This window comes from Streptomyces sp. GbtcB7 (genome assembly GCF_019091445.1).
Lineage (GTDB): Bacteria > Actinomycetota > Actinomycetes > Streptomycetales > Streptomycetaceae > Streptomyces > Streptomyces mirabilis.
The window spans coordinates 73,752-86,766 of sequence record NZ_JAGXJM010000008.1; the positions used below are offsets into that span (position 1 = coordinate 73,752).

The window sequence follows — 13,015 nt, forward strand, 5'->3', positions numbered from 1 at the left end:
GCAGTCGTTCGACGAACTGCTGTGCGGTGGGGGCGGCCCCGCGACGGTGGTCCGTCTGCGTGTGAGCGAGCGGAGCTGGCGGCTGCTCGTCGTCCGGGCCCTGCTGGACTCGGCCGCGACGGCACCGGCCGGCCCCCTGCCCCCCTTGGCGGACGGCTGGAAGTTGCTGTCGCGCGCCTGGGCCGTGTCCAAGGAGGCGGTGGAAGACCTGCTGGCGTATCCGGCCGTGGGCGTGTGGGCGGCGCACACGCTGCGCCGGCTGCGCGGGACGGCCCAGGACGACGCACCCCTCTGGGCGGACACAGGGCACCTCCACGCGATCGCCGCAGCCGCGGCCGTCCGCGTCGGCCTGGAGTTCCGTACCGACGTTCCGGTCCGCCACGGCTGGGTGGTCCTGCCCGCGCTCGGGGCGATGCGGGTGCCCGGCCGGGCGGACTGGGACGTGGCCGAGGTCAGCGCCTCCGCGGGATCCGTGCGGATCGGCGGACGCCCACTCGGGGGGCCGGACTGGCATGCCCTGACCGAACTGCGCGCCGACGGCTGCACCCTGCTCCTGGACGACACCGACCCCTACCGCGACCTGCGCGCACCGGCCGGGGTGGAACCGATCGACTCCACCGCCGAGTGGCAGGAACTGTTCGGCCCTGCCTGGGACATCCTGCGGCGCACCGACACCGAGGTGGCCGAGGCGCTGGCCGGTGGGCTGGTGTCGGTGGTGCCCCGTCCGCGCGCCGAGCGGTTCCGGCCGCACAGCGCGTCCTCGGGCGACGCCTTCGGCACCGCCCTGGCATCGGCCCCGGACGACGCCGAGCAGTTCGCCTCGACGCTGGTGCACGAGTTCCAGCACAACAAGCTCAGCGCGTTCATGCACCTGTTCACCCTGTACGACGACCAGGGCACCCGGCTCCACTACGCCCCCTGGCGCGACGACCCCCGTCCCCTGGGCGGGCTGCTCCAGGGCGTGTACGCCTTCTTCGGCGTCACCGCGTTCTGGCGGCGGCGCGGCCACGCCCTCGGACAGTTCGAGTTCGCGCTGTGGCGCAGCCAGACCGCGTACGCGCTGCGCGCCGTCGGCTCGGCGGACGGGCTCAACGATCTGGGGCGGCGGCTGGTGGCCGAGCTGACGCGGCGCATCGAGCCCTGGCTCGACGAACCGGTCGACGCCCGGGTCCGGGCCGCGGCGGCCCTGGCGGTCGCCGACCACCGTGCCACCTGGCGCGCCTGCCATCTGCGGCCCGCGCCGGGGACCCTCCGCGCCCACGCGGCAGCCTGGGCCGACGGAAACCCGCTGCCCAGGACGACGGACGAGCCCGAGCCCGGGCCCGTCCCGGGCAGTCCGGCGCGGGGCATCGACACCCGGGCGGTGCTGCTGCGATGGCTGCTGGCGGACCCCGCGGGCTTCGCGGCGCTACGGGACGACCCCGGCGCGGTGGTCGCAGGCGCGCGCCTCGAGGACATCGCCCTGGTGGAAGGCCGCACCGCCGAGGCCCTGAGCGTGTTCCGTGCGCGCATCGGCCGCGGCGACGGCGACCCCGAGACGTGGGTGGGGCTCGGCCTCGCGGCACGGGCCGCCGGAGACCCGGCGGGAGACGGTCTGCTGGCCCGCCCGGAACTGGCGATGGCCCTGCACGGCGAACTGGACGGACAGGCCGATCCGCTGGCACTGGGGCGCGCCCTCGCGAACGGGACCTGAGCCGAAGTAGGACCTAGGCTCCGCGCGGGGCGCCCCGCAGTCGGCGCGCGATCTCCAGCTGGACCGCCTCCAGCGGGCGGCCGTCCTCGATTTCCCACAGAGTGTTCTGTAGGACACGACCGAGGGTCCAGGCACGGGCCCGCTCGCGATCCAGGCCCATGACGTCGGTCATCGCGTCGAAGCGCCAGCGGATCTCGGCGGGCTCGAAGCGGTTGCCGAGCGCCGGGCAGAGGTCGAAGCCGGGGTCGCCCGCGAGCGGCTTGGGGTCAATGGCGACCCAGGGCCCGCGGCCGACGGAGCGGGCGCCCCCGTCCTGGAGACCGTCGGGGTCCTGGAGGTCCCGGAGGTCCTGGAGGACGTTGTCGTAATGGAGGTCCCAGTGGAGGAGACGGTCACCCGGCTCGGTCGCCACCTCGCGCACCGCCGCCGCGCAGTCCTCGACGAGACGACGCTCGGCCGGGTCCGCGATCAGTTTCAGGGCCCCCGGCACCCGCTCCAGCATGGCCTCCGCGATGTCACCGAGCCGCCGCATCCCCTCCGGCGCCGGTACGGCCGTCAGCCGGGCCAGCAGCCGCGCGACGACCAGGACGGCCCCGCGTGTGTCGGGGAGGTGCGTCAACATGCGGGTGTGGTCGAGTCGTTCGAGCAGCAGGGTGCAGGTGGCCTCGTCGTGGGCGAGGAGGCGTACGGCCGCGCCACCGTCCCAGACACGCAGGGCGGCCGGCTCACCCGCGCTCTCCTCGTCCAGGAGCTGGAGCTTGAGCACGGCCGGGGTGCCGTCGGCTCGCAGCACCGGCAGGACCAGCGCCGTGACACCGTGCATGGAGGGGCCGTCCAGGCGCAGCTCCCAGCGCTCCAGGAAGTGCGCGGCCCGCTCGGGCAGCCCGGCGACGAAGGCGCGCCCCGCCGCTCCGTTGTACTTGTCCTGCGAGGCGGCCAGACCCACCGGAACGTCGATCACAGAGCCGAGCCTACGTGCGGCGGTGAGGCGGCTCATGCGTATTGACGGGGCCCTGCACCGCGCCGGGAGCTACCTACGCAGTGCCCCCGGCACCTACGTGTGGCTGGCGGTCCTCTTCGTCACCACAGTGGCTCTGCACCACATGTCTCCGGATTTCGAAGAGGACTTCCTGCGACAGCGGTCCACGAACATCCACGAGCTGTCGGACAACCCCGTACGGGTGCTGATCACCAGCGCGATGTGGATCGACGGCGGTCTCTGGCTGCCGTACGCCGTCCTGTTCACCGCTTTCCACGCCCAGGCGGAGCGCTGGCTGGGCACCCTGCGCTGGCTGGCGGTCGCGGTGGCCGCGCACGTCCTGGCGACGCTGATCAGCGAGGGAGCGCTGCTGGGCGCGATCCGGCGCGGGGCGGCGCCGCACTCGGCGGTCGACACCCTGGACATCGGGGTGAGCTACGCGCTGGCGGGCGTCGTAGGGGTCCTCACGTACCGCGTCGCGATGCCGTGGCGGTACCTCTATCTGGCGGTCATCCTCGCGGTCTACGGCCTGCCGCTGCTCACCGGCCGTACCTTCACCGATTTCGGGCATTTCATATCGATCCTGATAGGTCTCTGCTGCTATCCGCTGGTCAGAGGCCGCGGAAAAGCATGGAATCCGAAGGAGACACTGGCCACCCTCAGGGGTTAACGTCCCGCCCATGAGCAGCGCAGGAAGCGGCACGGTCAACGGCGGCATCTCCTTCTGGTACGCGGACGACGGTCTGCCCGAGCCCCGCGAGCCCCTCCAGGGCGACGCGACCGCCGACGTCGTGATCGTCGGCGGCGGCTACACGGGCCTGTGGACCGCGTACTACCTCAAGAAGGCGGCCCCCTTCCTGCGCGTCACCGTCCTGGAGCAGAAGTTCTGCGGCTACGGCGCCTCCGGGCGCAACGGCGGCTGGCTCTACAACGGCATCGCGGGCCGCGACCGGTACGCCAAGCTGCACGGCCACGAGGCGGCGGTCCGTCTCCAGAAGGCGATGAACGAGACGGTCGACGAGGTCGTCCGGGTCACCGCCGAAGAGGGCATCGAGGCGGACGTCCACCAGGGCGGCGTCCTCGAAGTGGCCTACACGCCCGCCCAGCTGGCCCGCCTGAAGTCCTTCCACGAGCACGAGCTCTCCTACGGCGAGAAGGACCGCGAGCTCTACGGCGCCCGGGAGACCGTCGAGCGCGTCCGGGTCGCGGACGCGGTCGGCTCGACCTGGACCCCGCACGGGGCGCGTCTGCACCCGGTGAAGCTCATCAAGGGGCTGGCGGCGGCCGCCGAGGCACTCGGCGTCACGATCCACGAGAAGACGCCGGTCACGGAGATCCGCCCCAAGCACGCGGTCACGCCGTACGGCACTGTGCGCGCCCCCTACGTCCTGCGCTGCACGGAGGGCTTCACGGCCTCCCTGAAGGGCCAGAAGCGCACCTGGCTGCCCATGAACTCCTCCATGATCGCGACCGAGCGGCTGACCCCCGAGCAGTGGGCGACGATCGGCTGGGAGGGCCGCGAGACGCTCGGGGACATGGCGCACGCCTACATGTACGCACAGCGCACCGCCGACGACCGCATCGCGCTCGGCGGCCGGGGCGTCCCGTACCGCTTCGGCTCGCGCACCGACAACGACGGCCGCACCCAGCAGGCGACCATCGACGCCCTCCACGAGATCCTGGTCCGCTTCTTCCCCTCCCTGGCCGGCGTACGGGTGGCGCACGCCTGGTCGGGCGTCCTCGGCGTCCCCCGCGACTGGTGCGCCACCGTCACCCTGGACCGTTCCACCGGCCTCGGCTGGGCGGGCGGCTACGTCGGATCCGGCGTCGCGACGACGAACCTCGCCGCGCGCACCCTGCGGGACCTGATCCAGCAGGACTCGGGCCAGGCGGGCCCGACCGACCTGACCACCCTCCCGTGGGTCGACCACAAGGTCCGCAAGTGGGAGCCGGAGCCGTTTCGCTGGCTGGGCGTGCAGGGCATGTACGCCACCTACCGCACGGCCGACCGCCGCGAACTCACTACACACAGTGCGCAGTCGTCGCGGCTCGCACGCATGGCGGACCGCGTCGCGGGCCGGCACTGACCACCGGGCGGACCTTTCTGTCCCCCTGCGAGGGGTTCTTCACGTGTGTGTGAAACTGCGCCCATGATTCGCACCGCGACCCCCGACGACATCCCCGTCATCCACGCGATGGTCCGTGAACTCGCCGAGTACGAGAAGGCGCCGGACGAGGCGAAGGCCTCCCGGCAGCAGCTGCACGAGGCGCTGTTCGGGGAGCGGCCGGCCGCGTTCGCGCACATCGCGGAGGCGGCGGGGGAACCGGTCGGCTTCGCGTTGTGGTTCCTGAACTTCTCGACCTGGCGCGGGGTGCACGGGATCTACCTGGAGGACCTGTACGTCCGGCCCGGGGCGCGCGGCGGCGGGCACGGGAAGGCGCTGCTCACCGAGCTGGCACGGATCTGCGTCGAGCGCGGGTACGAGCGTCTGGAGTGGTCGGTCCTGAACTGGAACCGGCCTTCCATCGAGTTCTACGAGGCGTTGGGCGCGCGTCCGCAGGACGAGTGGACGGTCTACCGGCTGACGGACGGGGCGCTGCGGGAGCTGGGGGAGCCGGGTTCAGGGGACTGACTCGGGCACGGGGGCCGGTGTGGCCGCGTGTCTGGGGGTTCTCGCGGTGACCATGAGGCCCGCGACCAGACCGGCCAGGAGCATGATTCCGGCGGCCCACCAGATGGCGACCGTGTAGCCGTGCACGATGCCCTCGCGGACGATCAGGGCCTTCCGGGCGGTGTTGGTGAGGTGCGCGGCGATGTACGCCGCGCCGCTGGTGGTGGCGATGGTGTTCAGCAGGGCCGTACCGATCGAACCGCCCACCTGCTGTGAGGTGTTGACCGTCGCGGAGGTCACGCCGGAGTCCTGTGGGGCGACCCCGGCGGTGGCGGTGGCGAAGACCGGCATGAAGATCAGGCCCATGCCGAGGCCCATCAGGATCAGACCGGGCAGCAGCCGGCCCGCGTAGTCGGCGTCGACCGTGAGGCGGGTGAAGAACAGCATCCCGGAGGCCGCGAGGAGTGCTCCGGGGACCATCAGCACGCGCGGTGCCACGCGGCGCAGCAGCCGCGCCGAGATCTGCGTCGTACAGATGACGATCGCGGCCGTCATGGGCAGGAAGGCCAGGCCCGCCCACACGGGCGAGTATCCGAGGACGACCTGCAGGTAGTAGGTCATGAACAGGAAAATGCCGAACATGCCGATGACGGCGAGGGCCATCGTCAGGAAGCAGCCCGCGCGCGTGCGGTCCTTGATGATGTGGAGCGGGAGGAGCGGGCTCGGGGCCCTCGTCTGCCAGTACACGAACGCGGTCAGCAGCACGATTCCGCCCGCGAGGAGGGCCAGCACCAGCGGGTCCGTCCAGCCGCGCGCCTCCGCCTCGCTGACTCCGTAGACGATCGTGACCAGTCCGCCGCAGCCGAGCACCACACCGGGGATGTCGAGCCGGGCGCGGGCGTTGCCCGGGGGGTCGGGCAGCAGCGCGAACGCGCCGAAGACCCCGATGACGGCTATGGGGATGTTGACGTACAGGCACCAGCGCCAGTTCAGGTACTCGGTCAGCAGCCCGCCCATGATGAGTCCGATCGCCGAGCCGCTGCCCGCGAGGGCGCTGTAGACGCCGAAGGCCTTTCCGCGCTCCTTGGGTTGGGTGAAGGTGGTGGTCAGCAGGCTGAGCGCGGAGGGGGCCAGGACGGCGGCGAAGGCGCCTTGGAGAGCGCGGGCGCCGTAGAGCATGGCCGAGTTGCCGGCCGCGCCGCCGATCGCGGAGGCCGCCGCGAAGCCGATGAGGCCGAAGACGAAGGTGCGTCTGCGGCCGACGAGGTCCGCGATCCGGCCGCCGAGCAGCAGGAGACCACCGAAGGCCAGCGTGTACGCGGTGATGACCCACTGCCGGTTGCCGTCGGACATGCCCAGGGCGCGCTGTGCGGAGGGAAGCGCGATGTTCACTATGGTCGCGTCGAGGACGACCATCAGCTGCGCGAGGGCGATGATCACCAGGCCCCACCAGCGGCGGGAGTCGGCGCCTTCGGAGGTTCCAGGGGCGCCGCGTTCACCTGATCGGGTGGCGCTCACTTGCCCAGAAGACCATGAATTGGTATGTATCGCATCTTACCGGGCAGTTGATCCTGGTCACGGCTCCAGGACCACCTTTCCGAGGGTGGCGCGGCTCTCCAGGGCCCGGTGGGCCCCGGCCGCCGCGGCCAGCGGGAAACGGGTCACGGCCGGGGTGAGGCGGCCAGCGGCGGCTTCGGCGAGAGCCCTCAGCTCCAGCGTGCGGACGGGGTCGGGGCCGCCCGCCGCGCGCAGCATCACGGGGCCGAGGACCTGCTCGGACACCCCCTCCACGAGCAGTGGCCCGCCGCTCTGGATGCCCTCGCCGGACCAGCCGAAGACGAGGTGTTTCCCGCCGGGGCCGAGGAGGTCGACGGCGGCGCGGGCGACGTCACCGCCGACGCCGTCGAAGACGACGGTGACCGGCTTCCCGTCCAGATGGGCGCGGACCAGGTCCGGCCAGCCGCTGTCCTTGTAGTCGACGGCCAGGTCGGCGCCGTTCTCGTGGACGCGGGCCACCTTCTCCGGGCCGCCCGCGAGACCGATCACGGTGGCACCCGTGTGCCGGGCGTACTGCACGAGCAGGGTGCCGATACCGCCCGCGGCGGCGGGGATCAGGGCCACGGAGCCGGGGCCCAGCTCGGCGAACTGGAGGATGCCCATCGTCGTGCGGCCCGTTCCGATCATGGCGACGGCCCGGGCGAAGTCCAGGTTCTCCGGGATCTCGTGCAGGCGGCCGACGTCGGTGACGGCCAGTTCGGCGTAGCCCCCGGGGGCGAACCCGAGGTGGGCGACGACGCGCCTGCCGAGCCAGTGGCCTTCGACGCCCGCGCCGAGGGACTCGACGGTGCCGGCGACCTCACGGCCGGGGATCGTGGGCAGCGGGGTGGGGGCGGGCCCCGGGCCCCGGGCACCCGCGCGCAGGGCGGCGTCCAGGAGGTGGACACCGGCCGCGGCCACGGCGATACGGACCTGCCCCGGGCCCGGCTCGGGATCCTCGGTCTTCTCGTAGGTGAGGTTCTCGGCCGGGCCGAAGGTGTGCAGGCGGATGGCGTGCATGACGGTCTCCCTCGCTGACGTGCTGGCGTGCGTTGATCGCTCGATGTGTGCTTGATCGCTCGGTGGTGGTGCGGCTCAGCGTTCAGCCTCAAGCGCGCTTGAGGTCAAGGCGTGGGTGAGGGGCGTGCGTGGTCGGAGGCACGGGTCGGGGGCGTTGTCAGTGGCGGAGTGCAGGATGGGGGACATGGTGCGAAAAGCGGCGGGCAGGGCGAGCGGGCGGGGCCAGGGGGCGCGGCGGCCGGAGGTGCGGCTGCCGCCGCTGGAACCCCATGACGGCTCCGAGCTGGAGCCGGACGGGGACTATGACGGGCTGGAGTTCCGGGAGGCGGACTTCGTCGGTCAGGACGGCGGAGGAGCGACCTTCATGGACTGCGCCCTGACGGGGTGCGCGCTGGACGAGACGCGACTGCACCACGCGCGACTGCTGGACTCGGTCCTGACGGGCATACGGGGCGTGGGCACCGATCTCGCCGAGTCGACCTGGCGCGACGTCGAGTTGGTGGACGCCCGCCTGGGCGGGGTGCAGCTGCACGGGGCGGTGCTGGAGCGGGTCCTGATCCGCGGCGGCAAGATCGACTATCTGAACCTGCGCAAGGCCCGGCTCAAGGACGTCGTCTTCGAGGGATGCGTGCTGGTCGAGCCGGATTTCGGGGCCGCCCGGCTGGAGCGCGTGGAGTTCGTGGACTGCGTCCTGAAGGGGGCGGACCTCACCGCGGCCACCCTGACGGACGTGGACCTGCGCCACGCGGCAGAGCTGGACATCGCACGGGGCGTGGACCGGCTGGCGGGGGCGGTGATCAGTCCGAGCCAGTTGCTCGACCTGGCGCCCGTGTTCGCCGCGGCGCTTGGAGTGCGGGTGGACGGGGGGCCGGGACCGGGAGCGTAATGAGCCGGGGCCGAGTGGGGAGTACGGGGGTCTCAGCCCACTCGGGGGAAGCGGGCCTGGAGGGTCCAGATCGCCGGGTTCTCGGCGAGGTCGTCGTGCAGGTCCGTGAGGTCGGCGATCAGGTCGTGCAGGAAGTCGCGGGCCTCGCGGCGCAGTGCGGAGTGGGAGAAGGTCAGCGGCTTCTCGTCGCCCGGCATCCAGTCGGCCTCGATGTCCACCCAGCCGAAGCGCCGCTCGAAGAGCATGCGGTCCGTCGACTCGGTGAAGTCGAGCTCCGCGTGCTGGGGGCGCGAGGCCCGGCTGCCGCGCGGGTCCCGGTCGAGCTGCTCCACGATGTCGCACAGGGCCCACGCGAAGTCGAGCACCGGCACCCATCCCCAGGCTGTGGACAGCTCCCGGTCCGCCTTGGTGTCGGCGAGATAGACGTCACCGCAGAACAGGTCGTGCCGCAGCGCGTGGACGTCCGCGCGGCGGTAGTCGGTCTGCGGGGGGTCGGGGAAGCGGTTGGAGAGGGCGTAGCCGATGTCGAGCACGTAGGTGATGGTGTCATGGGCCTGGGGGAGGGGACACGGCTCCGCCGCGCGGGCGCGACCGGCCCCCACCGGCCGGGCCCTCGGGCGGGGTGCGTGGCCCGGGTGGGGTTGCCGGGGCCTCGTAGGATCGCTGGTGTGCCCCGATCTTCCGTTGCCGTCGGCTTTGCTCCGGCCCCGGCCCTCGCCCTCGCTCTCGCGCTCACCCTCACCGCGTGCGGCGGTGGTGGTGTGCACGGCAAGCCCGGTGCCACCGGGGTCCGGGATCCGTACTTCCCGAAGATGGGCAACGGCGGCTACGACGTCACGCACTACGCCCTGACCCTCTCCTACGACCCCAAGGCGCACCATCTCGACGGCACCGCCGAGATCACCGCCCGGGCCACCCAGAATCTCAGCGCCTTCGACCTGGACCTGAAGGGCCTGGACGTCACCGCCGTCACCGTCGAGGGCAAGGAGGCCCGCTGGAACCGGGCGGGCCAGGAGCTGACCGTGCGCCCGCACACCGACCTCGACAAGGGTGAGACGTTCCGCGCGACGGTCCGCTACTCGGGGACCCCCGAGACGCTCACCGACCAGGACGGCTCGCAGGAGGGCTGGCTGCGCACGGCCGACGGCGCCCTCGCCCTCGGTGAACCCACCGGCTCGATGGCCTGGTTCCCCGGCAACCACCACCCCTCCGACAAGGCGACGTACGACATCGCCGTCACCGTCCCGAAGAACCTGCGGGCGGTCTCCAACGGCGAGTTGACGAGCGAGACGACGACGGCCGACGGCCGCAAAACCTTCACCTGGCACACCGCCGAACCGATGGCGAGCTATGTCGCCACGGTCGCGATCGGCCGGTACGACATCACGCGCTCGACGACGAAGAACGGCCTGCCCGTGTACGTGGCGGTGGACCCGACGCAGACCGCGGCCGCGAAGAAGGTGCTGTCCGAGATCCCCGAGATCATGGACTGGGAGGCGTACAACTTCGGCCCGTACCCCTTCTCCTCGACGGGCGCGATCGTGGACCGCAGCGGTGCCGCGGGCTACGCCCTGGAGACCCAGACCCGCCCCGTCTTCCCCGGCGCCCCGGAGACCGGCATCCTCGTCCACGAACTGGCCCACCAGTGGTACGGCGACTCCGTCACCCCCAAGTCCTGGCAGGACATGTGGCTCAACGAGGGCTTCGCCACGTACGCGGAGTGGCTGTACCAGGAGGACCACGACGGCGAGAGCGCCGACGAGATCTTCAACTCCCTCTACCGGGGCGACTACTACGACACCCCCGAGAAGAACAAGGCGATCTGGGCCTTCCCGCCCGCCAAGCCCTCCAGCACGGCCCACATCTCCGACCCGCCCGTCTACGAGCGTGGCGCGATGGTCCTGCACAAGATCCGCCGGACCGTCGGCGACGACACGTTCTACGACATCATCCAGGGCTGGGCCGCCACCCACCGCCACGCCAACGTGTCCACGGCCGACTTCACGGCCTACGTCGAGAAGAAGGCCCCGGACAAGGACTTCAGCGGCATCTGGAAGGACTGGCTGTACGGAGAGGGCAAGCCGCCCCGGGCGTGACTCAGGTCCTCCCGTTCAGCGCCTTGCGCAGTACCGCGCAGGGGCGGCCCAGTCGGCGGTCCTCGCGGTGACCGATGGTCTCGTAGCCGAGGGTGGTCCAGAAGGCGAGGCCCTGGGGGTTGTTGTCGAGGACGGCGAGGCGGACGGCGTCTCGGCCGGTGCGGCGGAACCGCTCCTCGACGAGTGCCGCGAGCTGACGCCCGTACCCCTTCCGCCGCTCCCGCGCGTCCACGATCAGCAGCCCGATCCACGGATCCGGATCGGTGGGGTCGGGGTGGTGCGCGAGGGTGATCGCGACCCCGACGAGTCGCCCCGCACTCCGCGCGAGCAGCACCTCGGCCCCCGGATGCGCCATCTCCTCGGTGAGCGCCGCCGCGACCTGCTCCGGCCGGATGTCGTGGGCGTCGGGGAAGTCCCCGCTGAGGGAGAAGAACTCGTGCTGGGAGGCGTAGAGGGAGGTGAGTTCGGTGAGGACGGCGACGGGGATGTCGTGGCCGGGTACGAGGGCTTCGAGAATCACCCGGTGCAGGCTAGCCAATCGGTCCCGTGCCCGGTGGTGGCCGGGCACGGGTGGGGAGGAGCGGGGACGGTCAGGTCTCGTCAGGGGCGGACGGGGGACGGGGGCCGCCGAAACCGTGTGCGGAGAGGTCGAACCAGTTGCCCTCCGGGTCCATGGCCCGGTATTCGGCGAAGGGGCGGTTGGTGAAGCGTTCGGCTGGCTTGTCCGCGCCCGCTTCGACCAGGGCCGCCGAGGTGGCCTCCGTGTCGGAGACGTGGAATCCGAAGTGGTTCATGCCGAGCGGGGTGTCACCGTCGAGGCGGTGCTTGATGAGGGCCAGGGAGAGATAGCCGTCGGAGAGGAAGCAACTGCCGTCGGGGTCCCGGTGGAAGAGTTCCATCGAGAAGACCGAGGTGTAGAAGGCGGCGAGTTCCTCCGGGTCCTTGGCGACGATCGCCAGGTGGCGGAGCTTGGGACGGGCCTGTTCGGACTCGGTGGGCTGCGGCACGGCGGCTGTCTCCTTCGGGATCGCCGGGATCATGTTGTGGAACGCGGTGAGGTGCCAGTCCCCGGCGGCGGTCCGCTCCGCCACCGCCAAGGCGTGTGTCTTCGCCAGGGGCGTGCCCGCGGCGGTGAGGACCGTCGACTCGGCCTCGACCGTTGCCAGGCCGGGACGCAGGTGACGGACCGCGACGATCCGCGCGTCCAGTCGCGTCGAGGCGTACTGCGTGCGGAACAGGCGGTCGTGGCCGGCCGCGATGCCCGCCCGGCCCGGTGGCTTGTCCCCCCGCACCGTGGTGAAGTCGCAGTCCGGGGAGAAGACGGAGGCGAAGAGCGCGGCGTCGGCCGATGCCCAGGCGCGGGCCATCGTTTTCCACAGGGCGTGGATCGCGTGCGTTTCGGCGGTCGTCATGACGTCAGACACCTGCCGCGGTGCTCGTACGGACACGCAGGGGGAGTTCGGCGCAGTCGCTGTCGAGATGTTCGGCCGGAGGCGGGGCCCAGGCAGCGAGCGCGTGGTAGAACGCGTCGGCCCGGCGCTCCAGGTAGCAGATGATGTTGATCGGCCAGGCCGTCTGCCCGAAGACGTGGCGGTCCATGGGGGTGGGGCGCTCGCTGAGCACGACGCCGCGTTCCTGCGGCGGCCCCAGGCGGTGCCAGTCGGGGTGCATGTGGATGGAGCCCAGCAGTTCCAGACCCAGGGCGTCCGCTTCCTTGGAGGCCTTGAGGAGGTCCCGGGAGTCGATCCACCAGGCGCGGTGCTCGTTCTCGTAGGCCGGTCCGAAGCGGGGCACGATCGTCTCGCTGAACTCGAGGCGGGCGGCCGGGTCCGAGGTGCGGGCGTTGCGGCCGAAGGCGACGCGTTCGATGTGGAGGGTGCCCCGGCCGGCGTTGCCCAGGAGGAGGGCGAAGCAGGGGAGGGGGGTTCGGGGGGTGATGAGCTGGTACTCGGTGACCGCGGCGGTGAGGAAGTCGTCGAGTGCCTGGTTGTCCATCAGGACGGTGGGGGGAGCGCTGTCGTTCGTACAGTGCTCGTCCGATAAGTCGGACAGGGAGTGGGACATGAGGTGGGGGCTCCGTTTCCCGTGGGGGGTGAGTGGGACGCCCGGGAGCCTAGAGGTGAATGCTTGAAGGTTTCAGTACCTTGCTCGGAACATGGGGATATCCCTATGGAGACGGGGAGCGGGGCGCGG

General features: G+C 71.7%; 13 protein-coding genes. 6 read left to right on the forward strand and 7 right to left on the reverse strand.

Annotated elements, in window-relative coordinates; all coding sequences use genetic code 11:
- Positions 1-61: 61 nt before the first annotated feature.
- A complete protein-coding gene (locus KVT44_RS15320; protein ID WP_308314011.1) occupies positions 62-1,693 on the forward strand; it encodes an HEXXH motif domain-containing protein in 1,632 nt (543 codons plus the stop codon).
- A gap of 13 nt (positions 1,694-1,706) precedes the next feature.
- On the opposite strand, the gene KVT44_RS15325 is transcribed toward KVT44_RS15320, so the two are convergent.
- Positions 1,707-2,654, reverse strand: coding sequence for an aminoglycoside phosphotransferase family protein (locus KVT44_RS15325; protein ID WP_308314012.1), 948 nt, complete (start codon positions 2,652-2,654; stop codon positions 1,707-1,709).
- 34 nt (positions 2,655-2,688) lie between these two features.
- Here KVT44_RS15325 and KVT44_RS15330 point away from each other — a divergent pair, with 34 nt between their 5' ends.
- The 3 genes from KVT44_RS15330 (at position 2,689) to KVT44_RS15340 (ending at position 5,305) form a co-directional block, all read left to right on the forward strand.
- Positions 2,689-3,342: a rhomboid-like protein gene (locus tag KVT44_RS15330; RefSeq protein ID WP_180292952.1), complete on the forward strand. Its 654-nt coding sequence runs from the start codon at positions 2,689-2,691 to the stop codon at positions 3,340-3,342.
- Positions 3,343-3,352: 10 nt separating this feature from the next.
- Entirely contained in the window at positions 3,353-4,759 is a 1,407-nt protein-coding gene (locus KVT44_RS15335; RefSeq protein WP_217567454.1) for an FAD-binding oxidoreductase, read from the forward strand.
- 63 nt (positions 4,760-4,822) lie between these two features.
- Positions 4,823-5,305 (forward strand): GNAT family N-acetyltransferase, encoded by a 483-nt coding sequence (locus KVT44_RS15340; RefSeq protein ID WP_099921957.1) that lies wholly within the window; start codon positions 4,823-4,825, stop codon positions 5,303-5,305.
- On the opposite strand, the gene KVT44_RS15345 is transcribed toward KVT44_RS15340, so the two are convergent.
- Positions 5,294-6,802, reverse strand: coding sequence for an MFS transporter (locus tag KVT44_RS15345; RefSeq protein WP_308314014.1), 1,509 nt, complete (start codon positions 6,800-6,802; stop codon positions 5,294-5,296). The two genes, KVT44_RS15340 and KVT44_RS15345, sit on opposite strands and share 12 nt — an antisense overlap.
- 57 nt (positions 6,803-6,859) lie before the next feature.
- Positions 6,860-7,840 (reverse strand): zinc-binding dehydrogenase, encoded by a 981-nt coding sequence (locus KVT44_RS15350; protein ID WP_217567455.1) that lies wholly within the window; start codon positions 7,838-7,840, stop codon positions 6,860-6,862.
- A gap of 184 nt (positions 7,841-8,024) precedes the next feature.
- Between KVT44_RS15350 and KVT44_RS15355 the strand changes: the two genes are divergently transcribed.
- Complete coding sequence (locus KVT44_RS15355; protein ID WP_217567456.1) at positions 8,025-8,726, forward strand: pentapeptide repeat-containing protein; 702 nt, start codon at positions 8,025-8,027, stop codon at positions 8,724-8,726.
- 32 nt (positions 8,727-8,758) lie between these two features.
- Here the strand turns inward: KVT44_RS15355 and KVT44_RS15360 are convergent, their stop codons facing one another.
- Positions 8,759-9,259: a hypothetical protein gene (locus KVT44_RS15360; RefSeq protein WP_099925574.1), complete on the reverse strand. Its 501-nt coding sequence runs from the start codon at positions 9,257-9,259 to the stop codon at positions 8,759-8,761.
- A 135-nt stretch (positions 9,260-9,394) separates the two neighbouring features.
- Here KVT44_RS15360 and KVT44_RS15365 point away from each other — a divergent pair, with 135 nt between their 5' ends.
- Complete coding sequence (locus tag KVT44_RS15365; protein WP_308314015.1) at positions 9,395-10,822, forward strand: M1 family metallopeptidase; 1,428 nt, start codon at positions 9,395-9,397, stop codon at positions 10,820-10,822.
- A 1-nt stretch (position 10,823) separates the two neighbouring features.
- Here KVT44_RS15365 and KVT44_RS15370 read toward each other — a convergent pair whose 3' ends face one another.
- The 3 genes from KVT44_RS15370 to KVT44_RS15380 all read right to left on the reverse strand — a co-directional run bounded on the left by KVT44_RS15370 (position 10,824) and on the right by KVT44_RS15380 (position 12,886).
- On the reverse strand, positions 10,824-11,342 hold the full coding sequence (locus KVT44_RS15370) for an N-acetyltransferase (RefSeq protein ID WP_217567458.1): 519 nt from the start codon (positions 11,340-11,342) through the stop codon (positions 10,824-10,826).
- 70 nt (positions 11,343-11,412) lie between these two features.
- Positions 11,413-12,234 carry an SgcJ/EcaC family oxidoreductase gene (locus tag KVT44_RS15375; protein WP_217567459.1) on the reverse strand — a complete coding sequence of 274 codons (822 nt, stop codon included), beginning with the start codon at positions 12,232-12,234 and terminating at the stop codon, positions 11,413-11,415.
- Between the two features lie 4 nt (positions 12,235-12,238).
- Positions 12,239-12,886: a hypothetical protein gene (locus KVT44_RS15380; RefSeq protein WP_217567460.1), complete on the reverse strand. Its 648-nt coding sequence runs from the start codon at positions 12,884-12,886 to the stop codon at positions 12,239-12,241.
- Between the last annotated feature and the right edge of the window lie 129 nt (positions 12,887-13,015).